The 20,044-nt window shown below is 64.8% G+C and carries 34 protein-coding genes and 1 tRNA gene; all 35 read left to right on the top strand.

The features are described 5' to 3' along the window. The first annotated feature begins 29 nt into the window (after positions 1–29). The 35 genes from rpsJ (at position 30) to GF405_02735 (ending at position 19,999) form a co-directional block, all read left to right on the top strand. Complete coding sequence (gene rpsJ, locus GF405_02565) at positions 30–341, top strand: 30S ribosomal protein S10 (protein MBD3367043.1); 312 nt, start codon at positions 30–32, stop codon at positions 339–341. A 105-nt stretch (positions 342–446) separates the two neighbouring features. Beyond that, complete coding sequence (gene rplC, locus GF405_02570; protein MBD3367044.1) at positions 447–1,076, top strand: 50S ribosomal protein L3; 630 nt, start codon at positions 447–449, stop codon at positions 1,074–1,076. Between the two features lie 43 nt (positions 1,077–1,119). Continuing rightward, on the top strand, positions 1,120–1,752 hold the full coding sequence (rplD, locus tag GF405_02575; GenBank protein ID MBD3367045.1) for a 50S ribosomal protein L4: 633 nt from the start codon (positions 1,120–1,122) through the stop codon (positions 1,750–1,752). After that, positions 1,749–2,042, top strand: a complete 294-nt coding sequence (gene rplW / locus GF405_02580; protein ID MBD3367046.1) for a 50S ribosomal protein L23 — start codon at positions 1,749–1,751, stop codon at positions 2,040–2,042. The genes rplD and rplW overlap by 4 nt, the downstream gene beginning before the upstream one ends. A gap of 34 nt (positions 2,043–2,076) precedes the next feature. Further along, positions 2,077–2,910, top strand: a complete 834-nt coding sequence (rplB, locus tag GF405_02585; protein ID MBD3367047.1) for a 50S ribosomal protein L2 — start codon at positions 2,077–2,079, stop codon at positions 2,908–2,910. A gap of 60 nt (positions 2,911–2,970) precedes the next feature. Next, complete coding sequence (gene rpsS / locus GF405_02590; protein MBD3367048.1) at positions 2,971–3,252, top strand: 30S ribosomal protein S19; 282 nt, start codon at positions 2,971–2,973, stop codon at positions 3,250–3,252. Positions 3,253–3,352: 100 nt separating this feature from the next. Further along, the gene (gene rplV, locus GF405_02595) at positions 3,353–3,709 is read left to right on the top strand and encodes a 50S ribosomal protein L22 (GenBank protein MBD3367049.1); all 357 of its coding nucleotides are present in this window, start codon (positions 3,353–3,355) and stop codon (positions 3,707–3,709) included. 16 nt (positions 3,710–3,725) lie between these two features. Continuing rightward, the gene (rpsC, locus tag GF405_02600; protein MBD3367050.1) at positions 3,726–4,574 is read left to right on the top strand and encodes a 30S ribosomal protein S3; all 849 of its coding nucleotides are present in this window, start codon (positions 3,726–3,728) and stop codon (positions 4,572–4,574) included. A gap of 2 nt (positions 4,575–4,576) precedes the next feature. Continuing rightward, complete coding sequence (gene rplP / locus GF405_02605) at positions 4,577–4,987, top strand: 50S ribosomal protein L16 (protein ID MBD3367051.1); 411 nt, start codon at positions 4,577–4,579, stop codon at positions 4,985–4,987. 19 nt (positions 4,988–5,006) lie between these two features. Next, positions 5,007–5,213 (top strand): 50S ribosomal protein L29, encoded by a 207-nt coding sequence (gene rpmC, locus GF405_02610; GenBank protein MBD3367052.1) that lies wholly within the window; start codon positions 5,007–5,009, stop codon positions 5,211–5,213. A gap of 45 nt (positions 5,214–5,258) precedes the next feature. Next, positions 5,259–5,525, top strand: coding sequence for a 30S ribosomal protein S17 (gene rpsQ, locus GF405_02615; GenBank protein MBD3367053.1), 267 nt, complete (start codon positions 5,259–5,261; stop codon positions 5,523–5,525). A 27-nt stretch (positions 5,526–5,552) separates the two neighbouring features. Then, a complete protein-coding gene (rplN, locus tag GF405_02620; GenBank protein ID MBD3367054.1) occupies positions 5,553–5,921 on the top strand; it encodes a 50S ribosomal protein L14 in 369 nt (122 codons plus the stop codon). 40 nt (positions 5,922–5,961) lie between these two features. After that, positions 5,962–6,279 (top strand): 50S ribosomal protein L24, encoded by a 318-nt coding sequence (locus tag GF405_02625; protein ID MBD3367055.1) that lies wholly within the window; start codon positions 5,962–5,964, stop codon positions 6,277–6,279. 80 nt (positions 6,280–6,359) lie between these two features. Then, positions 6,360–6,905, top strand: coding sequence for a 50S ribosomal protein L5 (gene rplE, locus GF405_02630; GenBank protein ID MBD3367056.1), 546 nt, complete (start codon positions 6,360–6,362; stop codon positions 6,903–6,905). A gap of 21 nt (positions 6,906–6,926) precedes the next feature. Then, entirely contained in the window at positions 6,927–7,112 is a 186-nt protein-coding gene (locus tag GF405_02635) for a type Z 30S ribosomal protein S14 (GenBank protein MBD3367057.1), read from the top strand. Positions 7,113–7,188: 76 nt separating this feature from the next. Further along, positions 7,189–7,584 (top strand): 30S ribosomal protein S8, encoded by a 396-nt coding sequence (gene rpsH / locus GF405_02640; protein MBD3367058.1) that lies wholly within the window; start codon positions 7,189–7,191, stop codon positions 7,582–7,584. A gap of 59 nt (positions 7,585–7,643) precedes the next feature. Beyond that, positions 7,644–8,192: a 50S ribosomal protein L6 gene (rplF, locus tag GF405_02645; GenBank protein MBD3367059.1), complete on the top strand. Its 549-nt coding sequence runs from the start codon at positions 7,644–7,646 to the stop codon at positions 8,190–8,192. A gap of 43 nt (positions 8,193–8,235) precedes the next feature. Next, entirely contained in the window at positions 8,236–8,616 is a 381-nt protein-coding gene (locus GF405_02650; GenBank protein MBD3367060.1) for a 50S ribosomal protein L18, read from the top strand. 33 nt (positions 8,617–8,649) lie between these two features. Beyond that, entirely contained in the window at positions 8,650–9,201 is a 552-nt protein-coding gene (gene rpsE, locus GF405_02655) for a 30S ribosomal protein S5 (protein ID MBD3367061.1), read from the top strand. Further along, the gene (gene rpmD, locus GF405_02660; protein ID MBD3367062.1) at positions 9,191–9,379 is read left to right on the top strand and encodes a 50S ribosomal protein L30; all 189 of its coding nucleotides are present in this window, start codon (positions 9,191–9,193) and stop codon (positions 9,377–9,379) included. Before rpsE ends, rpmD begins: the two co-directional genes overlap by 11 nt. A 39-nt stretch (positions 9,380–9,418) precedes the next feature. Beyond that, entirely contained in the window at positions 9,419–9,862 is a 444-nt protein-coding gene (gene rplO / locus GF405_02665; protein ID MBD3367063.1) for a 50S ribosomal protein L15, read from the top strand. A gap of 24 nt (positions 9,863–9,886) precedes the next feature. Continuing rightward, positions 9,887–11,200 carry a preprotein translocase subunit SecY gene (gene secY, locus GF405_02670; protein MBD3367064.1) on the top strand — a complete coding sequence of 438 codons (1,314 nt, stop codon included), beginning with the start codon at positions 9,887–9,889 and terminating at the stop codon, positions 11,198–11,200. A 43-nt stretch (positions 11,201–11,243) separates the two neighbouring features. Next, positions 11,244–11,921: an adenylate kinase gene (locus tag GF405_02675; protein MBD3367065.1), complete on the top strand. Its 678-nt coding sequence runs from the start codon at positions 11,244–11,246 to the stop codon at positions 11,919–11,921. Further along, positions 11,918–12,691 carry a type I methionyl aminopeptidase gene (gene map, locus GF405_02680; GenBank protein ID MBD3367066.1) on the top strand — a complete coding sequence of 258 codons (774 nt, stop codon included), beginning with the start codon at positions 11,918–11,920 and terminating at the stop codon, positions 12,689–12,691. Before GF405_02675 ends, map begins: the two co-directional genes overlap by 4 nt. A gap of 12 nt (positions 12,692–12,703) precedes the next feature. After that, positions 12,704–12,922, top strand: coding sequence for a translation initiation factor IF-1 (gene infA / locus GF405_02685; protein MBD3367067.1), 219 nt, complete (start codon positions 12,704–12,706; stop codon positions 12,920–12,922). A 116-nt stretch (positions 12,923–13,038) separates the two neighbouring features. Further along, complete coding sequence (gene rpmJ / locus GF405_02690) at positions 13,039–13,152, top strand: 50S ribosomal protein L36 (GenBank protein MBD3367068.1); 114 nt, start codon at positions 13,039–13,041, stop codon at positions 13,150–13,152. 28 nt (positions 13,153–13,180) lie between these two features. Beyond that, positions 13,181–13,564, top strand: a complete 384-nt coding sequence (gene rpsM, locus GF405_02695) for a 30S ribosomal protein S13 (protein ID MBD3367069.1) — start codon at positions 13,181–13,183, stop codon at positions 13,562–13,564. Positions 13,565–13,586: 22 nt separating this feature from the next. Next, complete coding sequence (gene rpsK, locus GF405_02700) at positions 13,587–13,958, top strand: 30S ribosomal protein S11 (protein MBD3367070.1); 372 nt, start codon at positions 13,587–13,589, stop codon at positions 13,956–13,958. 20 nt (positions 13,959–13,978) lie between these two features. Then, on the top strand, positions 13,979–14,608 hold the full coding sequence (gene rpsD, locus GF405_02705) for a 30S ribosomal protein S4 (GenBank protein MBD3367071.1): 630 nt from the start codon (positions 13,979–13,981) through the stop codon (positions 14,606–14,608). A gap of 47 nt (positions 14,609–14,655) precedes the next feature. Continuing rightward, a complete protein-coding gene (locus GF405_02710; protein ID MBD3367072.1) occupies positions 14,656–15,774 on the top strand; it encodes a DNA-directed RNA polymerase subunit alpha in 1,119 nt (372 codons plus the stop codon). Positions 15,775–15,915: 141 nt separating this feature from the next. After that, positions 15,916–16,569, top strand: a complete 654-nt coding sequence (gene rplQ / locus GF405_02715) for a 50S ribosomal protein L17 (protein ID MBD3367073.1) — start codon at positions 15,916–15,918, stop codon at positions 16,567–16,569. A gap of 3 nt (positions 16,570–16,572) precedes the next feature. Next, entirely contained in the window at positions 16,573–17,985 is a 1,413-nt protein-coding gene (locus GF405_02720) for a SpoIID/LytB domain-containing protein (GenBank protein ID MBD3367074.1), read from the top strand. Between the two features lie 55 nt (positions 17,986–18,040). Continuing rightward, positions 18,041–18,799, top strand: a complete 759-nt coding sequence (locus GF405_02725) for a methyltransferase domain-containing protein (protein MBD3367075.1) — start codon at positions 18,041–18,043, stop codon at positions 18,797–18,799. Positions 18,800–18,923: 124 nt separating this feature from the next. Then, entirely contained in the window at positions 18,924–19,793 is an 870-nt protein-coding gene (locus GF405_02730) for a DUF1565 domain-containing protein (GenBank protein MBD3367076.1), read from the top strand. 128 nt (positions 19,794–19,921) lie between these two features. Then, positions 19,922–19,999: transfer RNA gene (locus tag GF405_02735), tRNA-Asp, on the top strand. Positions 20,000–20,044: the final 45 nt, after the last annotated feature.

A 20,044-nucleotide genomic window follows, 5' to 3' on the forward strand; every position in this document is an offset into this window, starting at 1 on the left:
AGATTCTGGAGTAGCAAGGAGGGGCACACGTGGCAGGCCAGCGAATCCGCATTCGTCTGATGGCCTACGAGCACGCGACGCTCGACCAGTCGGCGGCGGAGATCGTCCGGGTGGTCAGGGAGACCGGCGGCACGATCTCGGGTCCGATACCGCTTCCCACGAAGCGCAGGATCTACACGGTCCTTCGGTCGCCGCACATCGACAAGAAGTCGCGGGAGCAGTTCGAGATCCGCACGCACAAGCGGCTGATCGACATCACGAACTCGACGCAGAAGACGCTCGATTCGCTGATGGATCTCGATCTGCCTGGTGGTGTCGACATCTCGATCAAGGTCGAGTAGCAGCGTCCGGGCGTCCGCCCGGGGGCGTTTGGCAGGTGTCGGACACCGGAGGTCGATCGTCGCGCGGCAGCGGCGGACCGCCGGTTTCACGGGAGTGACAAGGGAATGACGGGAATCATCGGAAAGAAGCTGGGGATGACGCGCATCTTCGACGAGGACGGTACGGCCGTCCCGGTGACGGTGATCGAGGCCGGACCGTGCGTCGTCACCCAGGTCAAGACGAAGGACATCGACGGGTACGAGGCGGTTCAGCTCGGGTTCGACCGCGCCCGTCCGAAGTCCGTGAGAAAGCCCCGCGCCGGGCACTTCGAGAAGGCGGGCGTCGTTCCCCTTCGGAAGCTCTCGGAGTTCAGGGTGAACGACCCCGGGCAGTACTCGCTGGGGCAGGAGGTCCGAGTCGACATCTTCGAGCCGGGTGAGCTGGTGGACGTCGTCGGGACCTCGAAGGGACGCGGCTTCCAGGGCAGCGTTCGAAGGCACGGGAAGTCGGTCGGCCGCAGGACGCACGGCAACAAGAACCGCCGCGCGCCGGGCTCGATCGGGCAGAGCGCGTCCCCCGCGAAGGTCTGGAAGGGGAGGAAGCTCCCCGGGCGGATGGGATGCGACCGCGTGACGATCAGGAGCATCTCGATCGTCGAGGTTGACGCCGAGAAGAACCTCCTGCTCGTCAAGGGTTCCGTTCCGGGTCCGAGCAACCAGTACGTCATCGTCAGGAAGCACGGGGCCGTCGCCTAGAAGCGGCGACGTCGCGACGAACCACTGAAGTGAGGCAAGCAAGATGGCTAACACTGTACCTGTGCACACCAGGGGCGGCGAGAAGCGCGGAGAGGTCGCGCTGCCCGAGCGCCTGTTCGGCATCGAGCCGAACGAGCACGTGATGTACGAGGCCGTCAGGACGTACCTCGCCAATCAGCGGCGTGGGACCGTCAAGACGAAGGGCAGAAGCGACGTCTCGGGCGGCGGACGCAAGCCGTGGCGCCAGAAAGGCACCGGCCGGGCCCGAGTCGGCTCGTCGAGGATCTCGCAGTGGAGGGGCGGCGGCATCACGTTCGGCCCGAAGCCGAGAGACCACGGTATGAGGCTGCCGAAGAAGATCAGGCGGCTCGCGCTCAAGTCGGCGCTGTCGGCGAAGGCAGCGGATGACGCCGTGCGCATGGTCGAGGACTTCGAGCTCGAGCGTGTCAGCACGAAGGACGTGGCGACGATGCTCGGCGCCCTGGGCGTCGGGGACGGATTCGCTCTCCTCGTCGTCAAGGAGGCGGACGAGAAGCTCCTCCTGTCTTCGAGGAACATACCGAACCTCGAGGTGCTGCGCGCCAGAGACATTACGACCTACTACCTCCTGCGGGCGGACGTGGTCATCATGACCGAGGGCGCCCTCGGAGTTGTCGAGGAGGTGTTCGGAGAATGAGCCGCGACCCGAGGAAGATCATCCTGGAACCGGTCGTCACCGAGAAGATCGCGCGCGCGGGAGAGAAGGCGAACGTCGTAGCGTTCAAGGTCTCGAGTGACGCGAACAAGATAGAGATCCGCAAGGCCATCGAGTCGCTTTTCAGCGTCAAGGTCACCGATGTGCACACGATCTCCGTGCCGCACAAGCTGAAGCGCCTCGGCCGTTTCGAGGGAAGAAGACCGGGCTGGAAGAAGGCGATCGTTACGCTGAAGGAAGGCGACACGATCGAGTTCTTCGAGCACGTCTAGTGCTTTCAGCAAGGCAAGTCGGGAGCGAACCCAAATGGCTGTGAAGAAGTTCAGGCCGACAACACCGTCGCTTCGATACAAGACGGTCTCCTCGTTCAAGGAGATCACGAAGACGAAGCCGGAGAAGTCCCTTCTCCAGCCCATCAAGAAGAAGGGCGGGCGGAACAACCAGGGACGCATGACTGTTCGGCGCCGTGGCGGCGGACACAAGCGGATGTACCGTGTCATCGACTTCCGCCGGGACAAGCATGATGTGCCGGCCAGGGTCGCCGCCATAGAGTACGACCCCAACCGGTCCGCGCGGATCGCGCTCCTTCACTACCAGGACGGTGAGAAGCGCTACATTCTCGCACCGGACAAGCTGTCGGTCGGCGACACCGTCATGTCGGGAGAGAACGCAGGCATCGGCATCGGCAACGCGCTGCCTCTGAAGCGCATCCCGCTGGGCATGACGATCCACAATGTCGAGCTCAGAAGGGGGGCGGGCGGCCGTCTGGCCCGCGGTGCCGGAGGCGCCGCCCAGCTCATGGCGCGCGAGGGCAAGCACGCGCACGTCCGACTGCCATCCGGCGAGGTCAGGCTGGTCGACGCCGAGTGCTACGCCACGCTCGGGCAGGTCGGGAACATCGAGCACGAGAGCATCTCGCTCGGTAAGGCCGGTCGGCAGCGCTGGCTGGGCAGGCGGCCGAAGACCCGCGGCGTCGCCATGAACCCCGTCGACCACCCGATGGGCGGAGGCGAGGCGAAGTCCTCCGGTGGACGGCATCCCTGCTCGCCGTGGGGCAAGCCCGCGAAGGGCGGGAAGACGCGACGGAAGAAGTCGTCCGACAGACTCATCGTCACGAGAAGACGGAAGAAGAAGCGGTAGCGCCGTCAGGCACGTTCGAGCGCTCACGTACGAACGAGCAGAAGGAAAGGTCTCAGGGAAATGACCCGTTCCAGCAAGAAGGGCCCCTACATCGACGAGAAGCTCCTGAAGAAGGTCCGCGCGATGGACCGCGTCGGTGAGAAGCGCGTGATCCAGACGTGGGCCAGGAGTTCCGTCATACCACCGGAGTTCGTGGGCCACACGATCGCCGTGCACAACGGCCACAAGTTCATCCCCGTGTACATCACGGAGAACATGGTCGGTCACAAGCTCGGCGAGTTCGCGTACACGCGGACGTTCCGCGCGCACAGGAGCCGCGAGGCGACGACGATCAGGAAGTAGGCACTGAGGACGGCGGGACGCGGGAGCGTTCCGCGCGGCCGGCCGACACTCGACCCCGAGGGCGACATCGCGAGGGGTCATGTACATCGGAGACCGAGAGATGGAAGCACGAGCGAGAAAACGATTCGTCCGCATGGCGCCCCGGAAAGTGCGGCAGGTCATCGACCTCATCCGGGGACAGAACGTCGACGAGTCCCTCCAGACGCTGCACTACATGAAGAGGGCCGCGAGCGCGCCGGTCGAGAAGACCCTGCGTTCGGCGGTGTCGAACCTGTTCCAGTCGGAAGAGGGTTCGCATCTCGACACATCGGACCTCGTCGTCAAGGAGGCGTACGTCGATGAGGGGCCGACGATGAAGCGCTACATGCCCCGAGCGATGGGGCGGGCAACCATGGTGAGAAAGAGAACGAGTCACATCACGGTCGTCGTTGGCGACCGCGGCGAGAGCACGTCGTAGGACGAGGAGGCTGGATTTGGGGCAGAAGACGCATCCCGTCGGCCTGAGGCTCGGTATCAACAGGACCTGGAAGTCGAAGTGGTTCGCCAGAAAGAGCTACCCCGAGTTCCTGCGTGAGGACCTGAAGATCCGCAAGTATATCGAGACGAAGCTGTCGCGGGCAGGGATCTCCGACGTGATCATCGAGCGCAAGGCCGACCAGGTCGTGGTCAACGTGCACACGGCGCGGCCGGGTATCGTGATCGGGCGGAAGGGCATCGAGGTCGAGCGGCTCAACAAGGAGCTTGAGCACCTGACGGGCCGCGACATCCGCATCAACATCGAGGAGGTCAAGCGTGTCGAGCTCGACGCCCAGCTTGTTGCTGACCACATCGCACGGCAGCTCGAGCAGCGTGTCGGATACCGGCGTGCCATGAGGAAGGCCGTCGAGTCCGCGATGCGCATGGGGGCGCAGGGTGTCCGCATCAGGTGCGGGGGACGACTTGGCGGCTCCGAGATGCGGCGCGTGCAGGAGCAGCATGAGGGGCGCGTCCCGCTGCACACCCTCCGCGCCGAGATCGACTTCGCCAATTCGACGGCCCGCACAACGCACGGCACGGTCGGCGTGAAGGTGTGGATCTTCAAGGGCGAGAAGCTCGGCGGCCACGGCATCGGCAGCTCCACGGGCAGCGACAGCAGAGGACGTCCGGGCGGCGGGGACGACGGCGGGCGTGACCGCCGGGACCGGCGCGATCGCCGCAAGGGTGCCCGCGGGAAGCGCGATGACAGGCGCGGCGGCCGCGGCGGCCGCGGTGGCGGCGGACGTGATCGCAAGCGCCCGAGTGGGCGCGGTGACAGGAGCAAACGCGAGATCAAGGATCGGTAATCATGCTGGAACCGAAGCGGACGAAGCACCGCAAGATGCAGAAGGGGCGCATGAAGGGCAAGACCAAGGGCGCCCGGAAGCTGGACTTCGGCGAGTACGGGCTCCGCGCCCTGGAACCCGGCTGGATCACGGCGCGTCAGATCGAGGCTGCACGTATCGCAGTCACGCGCAAGATGCAGCGCCGGGGCAAGGTGTGGTTCAGGATCTTCCCCGACAAGCCGATCACGAAGAAGCCTGCCGAGACGAGGATGGGGAAGGGCAAGGGGGCGCTCGATCACTGGGTCGCCGTCGTGAAGCCCGGCAGGATCCTCCTTGAGATCGAGGGTGTGACCGAGGAGGTCGCTCGGGACTGTCTCAGGCTTGCGAGCCACAAGCTCCCGGTGAAGACGAAGTTCACGATTCGCGAGGTGTAGGTTCGAAAGGACGTTCAACGTGAAGGCCTCTGAGCTCAGAACATTGACCCGCGAGGAACTGGACCAGCGTCTCAGGGAGGCTCGGGAAGAGCTCTTCAACCTGAGATTCCAGCACAAGACGGGTCAGCTCGGGAATCCTCTCAGGATCCGCGAGGTGAAGAAGGACATCGCGCGGCTTCAGACGATCCTCAACGAGGGGTCGATGGCCGGCGCACAGGGCGAGTAATCCGGAACGAGACACGGACCGGAAAAGAAATCGGAGCAGGAACGTATGACCCAGACCGAGAAGCGTGGCCGTCGCAAGGTCCGAGTGGGACACGTCGTGAGCGACAAGATGGACAAGACGGCCGTCGTAGCCGTGACCCGTCTCGTCAAGCACCCGCTCTACGGGCGCTACGTCAAGAGGACGTCGAGGTTCAAGGTCCACGACGAGACGAACCAGTGCCAGGTCGGCGACACGGTGCGTATCGCCGAGACCCGTCCGCTCAGCAAGGACAAGCGCTGGCGACTCATCGAGATCATCAGAAGAGCCCAGTAGCGGGCGAGAAGCGAAGAGGCTGACACTATGATTCAGGAGTACACAAAGCTCAGAGTGGCGGACAACTCCGGTGCCAAGGAGGTACGCTGCTTCAAGGTCCTGGGCGGGTCGAAGCGGCGCTACGCGCGCGTCGGCGATGTCGTCATCGCCAGCGTTCGCTCAGCGATACCGGGCGGCAACGTCAAGAAGAAGCAGGTCGTGAAGGCCGTTATCGTGCGTACGAAGAAGGAGATCAAGCGCCGCGACGGGACCTACATCCGCTTCGACGACAACGCGGCCGTGCTCGTGAATCCGCAGGGCGAGCCCCTGGGCACGCGCATCTTCGGTCCGGTGGCGCGCGAGCTCAGAGAGAAGAAGTTCATGAAGATCGTCGCTCTCGCTCCGGAGGTTCTCTAGGCGGGGCACCGGTACGATCGTTCGGGAATGAGTGAGGACTATGCATATCGCGAGAAACGACATCGTTGAGGTGATCGCAGGGAACGACCGCGGGAAGCGCGGCAAGGTCCTGAAGGTCCTGCCGCAGTCGAGCCGTGTTGTCGTCGAGGGCGTGAACTTCATCCAGCGGCACACGAGACCCCGCCGCCAGGGTGAGCAGGGCGGGATCATCGAGAAGGAGGCACCGATCCACGTCTCCAACGTCAAGCTCGTGTGCTCGAAGTGCAACGAAGGTGTGAGAGTTCGGACGAAGATCCTGGCGGACAAGACGAAGTCCCGTCTCTGCGCGCAGTGCGGGGAGATGATCGAGCGCAGGTAGCGTGAGCGTCCAGGGTCGTCAGTCCAGCCAGGGGACTCCCGAGGAGCCCCACGAAGCGGAGCAGCAGGATGCCTGAGTACATCGCACGAATGAAGACGAGATACGCGGACGACGTCATCCCGGCGCTCATGAAGCGGTTCGAGTATCCGAACCCGATGATGGTGCCGAGGATAAAGAAGATCGTCGTCAACATCGGTCTGTCCGAGGCCAAGGACGACATCAAGATCCTCGAGACCGCGATGAACGAGCTGGCCACGATCACCGGCCAGAAGCCGAAGATGACCCGGTCGAAGAAGTCGATCGCCAACTTCAAGCTCAGAGAGGGACAGCCGGTCGGCTGCAAGGTGACGCTCCGGGGCGACCGGATGTACGAGTTCTTCGACCGGCTCGTCTCGATCGCGGCGCCGCGGATCCGCGACTTCCGCGGACTGCCGACCGACTCGTTCGACGGGCGCGGCAACTACACGTTCGGTCTCGACGAGCAGGTCATCTTTCCGGAGATCGACTACGACGACGTCGGGTCGATCGTCGGCATGGACATCACGATCGTCACGTCGGCCGAGACCGACGAGGAGGCGTTCGAGCTTCTGAAGCTCATGAACATGCCTTTCAGAAGGCAGGGTTAGAGGAAACGAAGGAGAGGACGATTGGCCAAGAAGGCGCTTGTAGAGAAGCAGAAGCGTAAGCCGAAGTACCAGGTCCGGCAGTACAACCGATGCTTCCGGTGCGGCCGGGCGCGCGGCTATCTTCGCGACTTCGGGCTCTGCCGAATCTGCTTCCGGGAGCTTGCCCTCAGGGGCGAGATCCCTGGCGTAGTCAAGGCGAGCTGGTAGCTGGCTCGGCGGGGTCCGGGGAGTCCGGACCTTCGACGACCACACCGCTTATGAACTCGACAGGGAGAAACGGCGTATGATGACAGATCCCGTCGCCGACATGCTGACCAGGATCAGGAACGCATGCCAGGCAGGGCATCGGAGCGTTGAGATCCCGGCCTCGAAGTTCAAGGTCGCGATCGCCGAAGCGCTCGAGAGGGAGAACCTCATCCGGGGACTCAAGGTCGAAGAGGATGGGAAGCAGGGGATCCTCCGGATCAAGCTCAAGTATACGAACAGTGGAGCGAGCGTCATCCAGGGCATCAAGCGGATCTCGCGGCCGGGGCTCAGACGGTACGTGAGCGCCAACGAGATCCCGCGGGTGCGTGCAAACTACGGGACGGCGATCATCTCCACTCCCAGGGGCGTGCTGACGAGCAAGGAGTCCCGTCGCGAGCACGTCGGCGGCGAGGTCGTCTGCCACGTCTGGTAGCGCCCGACCCGCTCGAGGTCCGAAGGACACGGACCGCCAATAAGTCAAGGAGCTGGACAATGTCGAGAGTAGGCAAGGCGCCGATAGAGATCCCCTCGGGGGTCAACGTCACGATCAGTGGCGGCGTCGTCAAGGTCAAGGGCCCGAAGGGCGAGCTCGAGGCCCCCGTGCTCAGGGGGACCGAGCCGACGCTCGACGGGAGCACGGTGACCGTGTCGCAGATCGAGGAGTCGAACGAGGCGCACGCTCTCTACGGGACGATGCGCGCCCTCATCGCGAACATGGTCAAGGGAGTGACCGAGGGGTTCTCCAAGAACCTCGACATCATCGGTGTGGGCTACACGGCTGAGCTCAAGGGCAAGTCGCTCTCGCTCAAGCTCGGGTTCTCGCACCCGGTTGTCTTCGAGCCTCCCAAGGGCATCGAGATCGAGGTTCCGGAACCGACACGGATCGTTGTGAAGGGCATCGACAAGCAGCTGGTCGGGCAGACGGCGGCGGACATCCGCGCCTTCCGGCCGCCGGAGCCCTACAAGGGCAAGGGCATCAGGTACCACGACGAGTATGTGCGCCGCAAGGCAGGCAAGCTGGCGGTCTCGTCAGGCGCTTAGAACCGGCTACGGCAAGCTTTCGAACAGAGGCTGGTGAGAAACCATGATCGGTAGGACCAACGCACGACGAGAAGGCAGACAGAGACGACGGAAGTCGGTCCGGAAGAAGATCTCCGGGAACGCTTCACGTCCGAGGCTGAGCGTCTTCAGGAGTCTGAAGCACACGTACGCTCAGCTCATCGACGACACGAAGGGCATCACGCTGGTGTCGACTTCCACCCTCAGTGACGATGTCGCGAAGGAGCTGAAGGGGAACGGGGGACACACGAAGACCGATGCCAGCAAGGCTGTCGGCAAGGTCCTGGCTCGTCTCGCGCTCGAAAAGGGCATCAAGAAGGTCTGTTTCGATAGGGGAGGCTACCTCTATCACGGCCGGGTCAGAGCGCTGGCCGACGCAGCGCGCGAAGGCGGTCTGGAGTTCTAGGACCACCGCACCGCGAAAGGGAGTTGTAGCTCGATGGGAAGCAGAGCACCGAGGTACAGAAACAGAAGAGACGAGGGGACGCCTGAGTTCGAGGAGCGGGTGATCCACATCAACCGCGTCGCGAAGGTCGTCAAGGGCGGCCGCCGCTTCGGCTTCAACGCGCTCGTCGCCGTCGGCAACCGGAACGGGAAGGTCGGCATCGGGCTCGGCAAGGCCAACGACGTGGCATCCGCCATCCAGAAGGGCACCGAGGCGGCGAAGAAGGAGATGATCGACGTCCCGCTGGTCGGGGCGACGCTTCCCTACGCCGTCACGGGGCGCTTCGGCGCCGGACGGGTGCTGGTCCGTCCCGCGAGTCCGGGAACGGGTATCGTCGCGGGTGGCGGGGTGCGAGACGTCATGGAGTGTGCCGGCGTCAAGGACGTCCTGGCCAAGTCGCTGGGTTCCAACAACCCTCACAACGTGGTCAAGGCGACGCTCGAGGCCCTGAAGGAGATGCAGTCGGCCGCCGAGGTCGCCGCCGCACGCGGTGTGAAGGTCAGCGAGCTCTTCGGCATGAACGCGGAGGGCGAGAATGGCGAGTAGGCTCAGGATCAAGCAGACGGGCAGCGCCATCCGCAGGGATGGGCGCCAGAAGAAGACGATACGGGCGCTCGGTCTCAGGAAGCTCCACCAGGTCGTCGAGGTCGACGATACGCCGCAGATCAGAGGGATGATCGCGAAGGTCAGCCACCTGGTCGAGGTCGAGGAGATCGACGGGTAGGACGGGGACATCCCCCGACACACGCAAGGAAGAGATGAAATGAAGCTCAACGACTTGAAGCACGCCAGCGGCGCGCGGAAGAACAGGCGTCGCATCGGACGCGGCCAGGGCTCGGGGCGCGGCGGGACGAGCGGGAAGGGCCACAAGGGGCAGAAGTCCCGCTCGGGTGGTTCGATCCCGCCGTGGTTCGAGGGCGGTCAGATGCCGCTCGCCAGGCGTCTTCCGATCAAGGGGTTCAAGAACCCCAATCGCCGCGAGTTCGAGGTCATCAACATCCGCGATATCGAGAGATCGGGGCTCGAGGGTGACATCACCGTCGACGTGCTGAGGACGAGCGGGGTCGTGACGAGCGGCAAGAAGCCCGTGAAGCTCCTCGGGACGGGTGAGCTCTCCCGAGCGGTCAACCTCAAGGTGCATGCGGTCTCCGCATCGGCGAAGCAGAAGGTCGAGGATGCCGGCGGGACCGTCGAGATCGTGAAGTAGAGAAAGGCACGAGTCATGGCCTCCATGTTCCAGAGCCTCTCGAGCATCTTCAAGATCCCGGAGCTCAAGCGCCGCGTGCTGTTCACGCTGGGCATCCTGATCATCTACCGCGTCGGCGGACACGTGCCGACCGCGGGGATCAACGGGTCAGCTCTGGCGGGCTACTTCACGCAGCAGCAGGGCTCGCTCCTGGGTCTCTACGATATGTTCGTGGGAGGCGCCTTCGCGAACGCGACGATCTTCGCGCTCGGCATCATGCCGTACATCAGTGCCTCGATTATCCTGCAGCTCCTGACGGCGGTCATCCCGTACTTCGAGAAACTGCAGAAGATGGGCGAGGAGGGGCGCAAGAAGATCACGCAGTACACGCGCTACGGGACCGTGCTGCTGGCGCTCGTTCAGTCGTACGGCATCAGCATCTATCTCGAGCACCTGCCCGCGTACGAGGGTGTTCCGATCGTTCCGACGCCGGGCTGGGGATTCAGGCTCCTGACGATGCTCACGATGACGACGGGCACCATCTTCATCATGTGGCTCGGCGAGCAGATCTCCGAGCGCGGCATCGGGAACGGCATTTCGCTCATCATCTTCACGGGTATCATCGCGCGGTATCCGAACGACTGGATTAACACGATCCGCGCTCTCCGGATGGGCTCCGTGAGCCCGTTCGGTCTGGTCATCCTGGTCGTCATGATGATCGGCATCGTCGCGGCCGTCGTGCTGATGACGACAGCGCAGCGACGAATACCCGTGCAGTACGCCAAGAGGTTCGTCGGACGGAAGGTCTACGGGGGGCAGAGCACCCACATTCCCCTGAAGCTCAATACGGCGGGCGTCATCCCGGTGATCTTCGCGCAGTCGATCATCATGTTACCAGGGACGCTCGCGGAGTTCTTCCAGGGGAACCCGTTCATGCAGGACATCGCAGCGCTCCTGAGGCCCGGCGCGTGGCTGCACACGATCCTGTACGTGACGGTGATCGTCTTCTTCGCCTACTTCTACACGGCGGTCATCTTCAACCCGGTCGATCTGGCCGACAACATGAAGAAGTACGGCGGCTTCATTCCCGGCAAGCGACCGGGCAAGAAGACGGCCGAGTACATCGACAGCGTCCTGACGAGGATCACGCTGCCGGGGGCGCTCTTCCTGGCGTTCATCGCCGTGCTGCCGTTCTTCCTGCAGCAGCAGTTCAATGCGCCGTTCACCTTCGGCGGCACGGGACTCCTCATCGTGGTCGGTGTCGGTCTCGATACGCTGTCGCAGATCGAGTCGCACCTCCTGATGCGGCATTACGACGGCTTCATGAAGAAGGGCAAACTCAGGGGCCGCAGACGATAGACCGGGCCCCGGCCGTGCGGTCGGGGACCTCGAGGGAGACGAGATGATCATCGTTCTTGCAGGAGCACCGGGCGCGGGCAAAGGCACGCACGCGAAGCGTGTGGCCGGCACGTTCGGGGTTCCTCATGTCTCGACCGGCGATCTGCTGCGCGGCGCCGTCGAGGCCGGGACGGAGCTCGGGAAGAAGGCCCACGGGTACATGGAGGCCGGAGAGCTCGTTCCGGACGAGATCATGCTGTCGGTCGTCGGAGAGCTTCTGGATTCCCCGGAGTGGGCCGACGGCGTCGTCCTCGACGGCTTTCCGAGGACGCTGCCGCAGGCCGAGGGCTTCGACAGGCTTCTCGACGGGCGCGGTCGTTCGGTCGATCTGGTCGTCTTCTTCGATCTCTCCGAGGAGGCGGCCGTCGAGCGCCTGAGCGCGAGACTCTCGTGCCCCAGGGACGGGACGGTCTACAATCTGAAGACGAAGCCGCCGAAGAACGACGAGCTCTGTGATGTCTGCGGAGGGCCGCTGGAGCGAAGGGCGGACGACGAGCCGGAGACGATCCGGGCGAGACACGAGGAGTACCGGCGTCTGACGGGCCCCATGATCGAGCACTACAAGGACCAGGGGCTCGTGGCGCGGATCGACGCCGAGCGCGGCATCGATGCGGTCTGGCAGCAGGTCAGCGAGGCGCTCGAGGACCTGACGGCGGACTCGGGCTCCGGGGACGCGCGATGATCGCCATCCGGGAGCCTGAGGAGATCGATCTTCTCCGGGAGAGCGGTCGCATCGTCGCCGAGGCGCTCGATCTCGCGGAGCGGATGATCAGCCCGGGCGTCACGACGGGAGCGCTGGACCGGGAGATCGAGACGTTCATCCGCGACGAGGGCGGAACGCCCGAGTTCAAGGGGTTCCACGGCTACCCGGCCTCGATATGCGCTTCGGTGAACGAGGTCGTCGTGCACGGGATCCCGGGAGAGCGGGAGCTTCAAGAGGGCGACATCATCGGTGTGGACGTCGGCGTCAGAAAGGCCGGGTACATCGGCGACGGCGCGAGGACGTTCCCGGTGGGCGAGATTCGGGACGAGGCCAGGTGCCTGATGGACGTGACGCAGCAGGCGCTCATGAACGGACTGGCCGCGGCGTCCGACGGGAGACATCTCTCGGACCTCTCGAACGTCATCCAGACGACCGCTGAGGCGAGCGGGTACTCGGTCGTCAGGGAGCTCGCGGGACACGGCGTGGGACGCGAGATGCACGAGCCTCCGGAGGTGCCGAACTACGGGCCTCCCGGACGCGGTCCCGTCCTGAGATCCGGGATGGTGATCGCGGTCGAGCCGATGGTCAACGCGGGCGGCGCCGCCGTGAGAACGTTGCCCGACGGCTGGACGGTGGTCACGGCCGACGCCAGTCTGTCGGCGCACTTCGAGCACTCCGTCGTGGTGACGGGCAACGGCGTGGACATCCTGACCCTGAGCGCCGCGAAGCGGGAGCAGTTGAAGGACTGAGGGAGTCCCAGTATGGCGAAGCAGAAGGGGATCACTGTCGAAGGAGTCGTGGTCGAGGCCCTGCCGAACGCGATGTTCCGCGTGGAGCTGGACAACGGCCACAAGGTCCTCGCTCACATCTCCGGGAAGATGCGGATGCACTACATCAAGATCCTCCCGGGTGACCGCGTGACGCTCGAGGTCTCTCCGTACGACTGGTCCCGGGGACGCATTACATACAGGTACAAGTGATCCCTCGAGCGGGCGTCCCTGCGGGGGCGCACTGCGAAGGGGCGACGTCCGCCCGGAGCGCGTGAGGAGACGGGAAGGACCCGACACGCGGGGAAGGACGCTCAGGAGGTGGCACGATGAAGGTACGGTCATCAGTCAAGCGCATCTGCGAGCACTGCAAGCTCATCAGACGGCACGGCAAGGTGCGCGTGATCTGCAAGAACAGACGACACAACCAGGTTCAGGGATAGGAACGGACCGAAGAGGGAGGTCTTCAAGTTGGCGCGTCTTGTCGGAGTTGACATTCCTGACGCGAAGCGTGCGGTCGTCGCGCTCACGTATATCTACGGTATCGGACGCACGACGTCCGAGAGGATCCTGGACCAGGCCGGTGTGGACGGGTCGACGAGGGTCAAGGATCTCACCGCGGACGAGCTGAACCGCATCCGTCAGGTCATCGAGAACAACTACAGGGTCGAGGGTAGTCTCCGAACCGAGCTGGCTCTGAGCATCAAGCGCCTGAAGGACATCGGATGCTACAGAGGCTGGCGGCACAGGCGGAACCTGCCGGTCAGGGGACAGCGGACCCGAACGAATGCGCGGACCCAGAAGGGCCCGAAGAAGACGGTCGCCGGCAAGCGGAAGTCGGCCGGCAAGAAGTAGTCACTGCACGTAGGAGGAACAGTTGGCTCAGCGCAAGAAGAAGCAGGTCGAGCCGGACGGCATCGCTCACGTCAAGGCGAGCTTCAACAACACCGTCGTCTCGCTCACGGACAGCAAGGGCAACGCCATCGCGTGGTCGAGTGCGGGCCGCGTCGGGTTCCGTGGGTCGAAGAAGAGCACCGGTTTCGTGGCGCAGCTCGTCGCGAGCAACGCCGCCGAGCAGGCGATCCCGATGGGGCTCAGAAGGGTCGAGGTGCGCGTGAAGGGTCCGGGCCCTGGGAGAGAGGCGGCCGTGCGCGCGCTGCAGGCCGCAGGACTGAAGATCACGGCGATCAGGGACGTCACGCCGATCCCGCATAACGGCTGCCGTCCTCCCAAGAAGAGACGAGTCTGACGACGGAGGTACTGGAGCAGATGGCAACGTATCACGGACCGCGGTGCAAGCTCTGCCGCCGCCACGGCATGAAGCTCTTTCTGAAGGGGCAGCGCTGCTACACCGACAAGTGCGCTTTCGAGCGCAGGGCCTACGGCCCCGGAGAGCAGAGCAAGCGCCGCCGCCGCAAGGTGACAGAGTACGGCCTGCAGCTCAAGGAGAAGCAGAAGGCCAAGGAGCTGTACGGCGTGCTGGAACGGCAGTTCAAGCGGTACTACAAGGAGGCCGACCGCCAGGGCGGCGTGACGGGCGAGAACCTCATGCGGCTTCTGGAGCGGCGTCTCGACAACATCGTCTACCGCCTCGGCTTCGCGTGGTCGCGCTCGGCCGCCCGGGAGTTCGTCTCCCACGGTCACATCCAGGTGAACGGGAAGAAGGTCGACATTCCTTCCTATCTCGTTCGTCCGGGCGACGAGGTCAGCGTGCGCGAGAAGTCGCAGAGCCTCGACGAGATCCGGGCCGCGCTCGATGCGCGGTCGGGTGTCGGCACGGTGGAGTGGTTGGAGCTTGACCCGAAGCGGTTCATGGGACGCGTCCTCGAACTTCCCTCGCGGGACCAGATCCCGTCGCCCGTGAACGACCAGCTGATCGTCAACTTCTACTCCAGATAGTCGTTCTTCGATCACACGGTGGCCCAGTTCAGGGGAGGCCAGCGCGAATGAAGTGGAAGAATCTACGGATGCCGGACGAGATCGTCTGGAACACCGAGACCATGACCGACCGGTACGGAGAGCTCATCGCCGAACCGCTCGAACGGGGATACGGTGTCACGGTCGGTAACGCTCTGAGACGGGTACTGCTCTCGTCGCTGCAGGGTGCCGCCGTGACCGCCGTGCGGTTCAGGGGAGTGCTTCACGAGTTTTCGGTCGTACCCGGTGTGATGGAGGACGTGACCGAGCTGATTCTCAACATCAAGCAGCTCAACCTCACGCTGAAGAGCGACGGCCCCGAGACGCTGATCCTCGCTGTCGAGGGACCGGGGGAGGTCACGGCCGCGCTGATCGACCCGAACCCGAACGTCGAGATCACGAATCCCGATCTTCACATAGCGACGCTGAACGACGAATCGTCGCTCGAGATCGAGATCATCGTCGACGCGGGGAGGGGCTACGTTCAGGCCGAGGAACACGAGTTCGAGGAGCAGCCCATCGGGTTCGTTCCCGTCGACTCGGTATTCTCGCCTATCAGGCGCGTGCACTACGACGTCGAGAACACGCGTGTCGGTCAGCGGACCGACTACGACAAGCTGACCCTCGAGGTGTGGACCGACGGTACGGTCACACCCGAGGATGCGGTGTCGTTCTCGGCCAAGATGCTCAAGGACCACCTCCTGCTCTTCATGGCGTTCGACGTCGAGCCGCAGGAGGAGGTCGAGGAGGAGATCGACGAGGAGCAGCTCCGTCTGATGGAGCTCCTGGAGCACAGCGTCGAGGAGCTCGAGCTCTCGGTCCGTTCGTCGAACTGCCTGAGGGACGCGGGGATACGGACGCTCGGCGACCTCGTGCAGAAGACCGAAGCCGAGATGCTCAAGTACAGGAACTTCGGACGGAAGTCGCTCCAGGAACTGGTCGACATACTCGCCGACCTCGGACTGCACTTCGGAATGGACGTCGACGTCATCATGGCGCCGAAGCGCAGGGACGAGGAGGACGAGGAGTCGGACGAGACCGGTGAGGACGTAGGCGCGTTCGACGAAACCGAGAGCCGGGACGATGACGAAGCGGAGGCCGACGAGGGCTCCGACGACGACGAGAACGACGAAGAGGACGAGAACTAGGAACAGGGACACTACCCGGGGCACGCTTCCCTGGGAGAGCGCTCCGACCGCGCCGCGGGGGCATACTCCGGGGCAGGAGCGCCCCGAAGCAGCGCCGCGACCAACCGGGAGCCCATCGACCGCGGAAAGGCAGGACGTTCGATGCGACACAGGAAGAAGGGCAGGAAGCTGGGGAGGACGTGGAGCCACAGGAAGGCCATGCTCCGCAACATGGTGACCACGTTTCTCGAGCGCGAGCAGATCGAGACGACCGACGCGAAGGCGAAGGAAGTCCGTTCGCTCGCGGAACGGCTCGTGACGCTCGCGAAGCGCGGGCCGGACGACCTCGCTGCCCGAAGACAGGCGCTCCGGGTCGTGCGTGACAAGAAGGTCGTGGCCAAACTCTTCGAGGAGATCGGCCCGCGGTACGCCGACCGTCCCGGTGGCTACACCAGGATCATCAAGGTCGAGGACCGCAAGGGCGACGCTGCCACGCTGTCGATGCTCACCTTTGTGACGGAGCCGGTCGAGCTCAGGGAGCGGAAGAAGAAGAACGCGTGGCGGGAAGGACCGCTGTCGCTTCACGGGAAGACCGAGGAACCGGAGGGCGCCGAGGAGCCGGCCGACGAAGCCGCGTCCGAGGAGGCGCCGGAGTCCGCGGAGGCCGGGGAGGCCGCTGAGGCCGTCCCGGAGGAGACCGAGGAGAAGAAGCCCGCCAAGGCTGAGGTTCCCGCGGACGAAGTTCCCGATGAGGATGAGTCCCCGGAGGAGCCCGAGGAGGCTCCCGAAGAGGACGAGGAGAAGCAGGAGGGCTAAGCCGTGCCCGCGTGCTCAGAGCGCGTTCAGCACGATGAGCTTCACGGGGCGCCGGCCGTCAGGTCAGGCGCCCTTCTTCTTTGGCGCCGAGTCTGGTCGGTCCTCGTGCCCGTCCTGATCGTCGCCGTGGGGGGATGCGCACCCCTCGTTCCGGGCGGTTCGGGGGACAGCGATGTAACGGAGAAGGCGCCCCCCGTAGAGCGTCGCGCGCCCGACCCCGAGCTCGCCCGGGCATGGAGCGAGGCCGTCGCAGCAGCTCCGCTCGTGCGCGTCGGGCTCGTGCGCGGCGCGGGCTCGGTCGTCGTGTCGAGCGACGGTCCGTACCGCGTGACCGTCTACGCCGGTACCGTGACCACGTACGAGAACCTCGGCCGGGCGTGGCGGTTCGATGCCGGGGGCAGGGGGCTGAGAGGGCGAAGCGGCGACGACCTCTTCGACATCGTCGCCGGCACCGTGCGCGTCGTACCGACGGGCGACGGTTTCCTGTCAGTGGACGGCACGGCCTACCGCGGCGAGGTGGAGATCTTCCTCGACCTGACGGGCAGGCTCTCCGTCGTCAATATCATCGATCTGGAGTCCTACCTCAGGGGCGTGGTTCCCCTTGAGATCGGCCCCCGGCCGATGGACGAGCTCGAGGCGGTCAAGGCCCAGGCGATCGCCGCCAGGACGTACGCTCTCGCATCCGGCGGGAAGCGTGCCGGCGGCGACTACGACATGCACGCGACCGTCGCGGACCAGGTCTACGGAGGGGTCGCGGCGGAGCACGAGACGAGCGACCGGGCGGTCCTCGAGACATCCGGACTGGCCGTCACCTACGGAGGCGAGCCGGTCATCGCCTATTTCCACGCGAACTGCGGCGGCAGGACCGAGGCGCGGCACGAGGTCTGGGAGATGGAGGAGGTTCCCTATCTTGCGTCGATCCTCGACACCCCGGGGGGGCTCGACGACCTCGACCGGGCCTATTGCCGGGAGGGCAGCGGGTTCCGGTGGACGGTCGAGTGGACCGGCGGGGACGTCGAACGGCTGGTCCATCAGGGCCTGCCCGAGGTGGCGTCGACCCCGGTCACCGAGCCGCCGCGGTCGGTGCGCGATCTGCGCGTGACCGACCGGACGCCGTCGGGGCGCGTGAGGTGGCTGGAGGTTGAGACCGACGCCGGCACGTGGCGCGTCTACGGCGACAGATGCCGGTGGCTGCTCCGCAGGGAAGGGGACAGGATCCTCCGAAGCGCCTGGTTCGACCTCGACGTCGACCGGCGTGGAGGGCGCGTGACGCGCCTGGTGGCGTCCGGCAGAGGCTACGGTCACGGGGTCGGCATGTGCCAGCACGGGGCCCTGGAGCGTGCCCGTCAGGGGTTCAGCTACGTCGACATTCTGGCCCACTACTACCGGAACACGACGGTCACACGAGAGTACTGAAGCGCCGGGCAGGAGACACGGTGAGCACCAAGGTTGTTATCTTCTTGAACAGTTGATGGGAACGCGGTACAGTGGTGATTGGGGGACTTGCATGGCCAGGCTCGCCAAGGGTGACTTCGGGACGTGGGCCGAGTACTACTCCGCGTACCAACGGGCGCTGGCGAAGCGGTTCCTCATGCCCTTCCTCCGAGAAAGCGGCGTCACACACGAGGGTCGGCGGGTGCTCGACCTGGGGTGTGGTGACGGGGGCTGCACGGCCGCCTTCGCCGAAGACGCCGCCTCGTGCGTCGGCGTCGACATCGATGAGTTTCCCTGGCCGCAGCGCCCCAACCTCGAGTTCGTTCAGGGCGATGTGCTCGACCCAGAGCTGGCGAACACGCTGTCCGGGCGATTCGATCTGGTCCTTATACGGGACGTGATCGAGCACGTCGAGGACAAGCCGACCCTGATGGAGCATGCCATCGGGGCACTGGACGGCAGTGGACACATCCTCATCACCTTTCCTCCGTACTACTCGCCGTTCGGCGCCCATCAGCAGGTCGAGCTGCGCGAATCCTCGGTCCGGTACGCGCCGTACATGCATGCTCATCCGGGCCTGAGGCATATAGCCCGTACCCGGATGACCATCGGCGCGTTCGAGCGACTGGTGCCGGGTGCCGGAGCGGAGATCGTTGCGCGGCGGCTGTTCGTATCTCGTCCCTCGTTCGAGCTGAGATACGGTATTCCCGTCGTCCGCTTCCCGTTCCCGTGGTTCAGGGGGCTGCGCGAGGTGATCTGCTCAGGCGCCTACTACCTGCTGGCCGCGGGTCGTTGAGGCGGACGGAGCGGGATCGGCAGGACCCTGCAACGGATGTCCCCGGGGCATCTGTTGACTGAGGACCGGCGTTCGGCCGGTGTCGGGAGAATGGGCTGCCGTCCCACGAGGAGGGAGGAGGACAATGAAGATCAATGTGATCGCGGTAATTGCAGTGTTTGTTCTGGCCGGAGGGTCGGCCTGGGGCGCGGTCTACCGCGTGGACGACAGCGGCCGGGCCCCCTTCTCGACGATCCAGGCTGCCGTGGACGCGGCGAGCCACGGCGATACGGTCCTTGTCGACGAGGGCTACTACAACGAGCGCATCATCATGAAGAACGGCGTCGCGCTCATCGGAGCAGGTGCCTCCAGCACCATCATCGACGGCACCGCCATCGACTACAGCACGGTCCACATGGGCGGCTCGTTCGACGCCATGACGCTGGTCCAGGGTTTCCGGATCCAGGGCGGGACGGGTCCCGGCTGGTCGGCCTGTGGCGTCTGGCTTGGTCTGGAGTGCTCTGCCGTGGTTCGCTACAACGTCATCATCGGGAACCGGCAGGGCGTCATGGTGAGCTACAACAACGGGAACCCTCTCATCGATCACAACACCATCGTTCTGAACGAAGACTGCGGCGTTCAGGTCTACGTCGGCAACGAGACGGTCGTGAAGGGCGTCGCGACACTCTCGAACAACATCATCGTCTGGAACGAGAGCTACGGCGTGTACCGCGGCTCCGACTGGACCACGGATCTGCCGCCCCATCCGGAGCTTCACAACAACGATGTGTGGGACAACCAGTACGCCGACTACGTAGAGGTGGCACCCGGAGTCGGGGACCTGAGCCTGGACCCGCTCTTCTGCATGCCGCCGTCGAACCTGGGCATCGAGGACACATCGCCCTGCGCGGGTGCCGGAGCCGGCGGCACCGATATCGGGGCTTTCCCCGCCGGTTGTCCTCCGGTGTCGGTCGAGTCGACGTCGTGGGGCGCCATCAAGGCGCTTTACCGGTGAGCCGAACAGGAGTCCGTGAGCCCCGGTCCCTGAGGGCCGGGGCTCTTGTTACCTTGTGGGGCTGTCACGAACACTGAGATTGACACGCGGCATCCCGATTGCTATACTACGGTTTCAGGTATGACAGCGGGGTCGTAGTTCAGTTTGGTTAGAACGCCGGCCTGTCACGCCGGAGGTCGCGAGTTCGAGTCTCGTCGGCCCCGCCATGAACGCGAAGAGCCCACCCTCTCGGGGGTGGGCTCTTTCGGTTC

Source organism: Candidatus Effluviviaceae Genus V sp. (genome assembly GCA_014728125.1).
In the GTDB taxonomy this organism is placed as follows: domain Bacteria; phylum Joyebacterota; class Joyebacteria; order Joyebacterales; family Joyebacteraceae; genus WJMD01.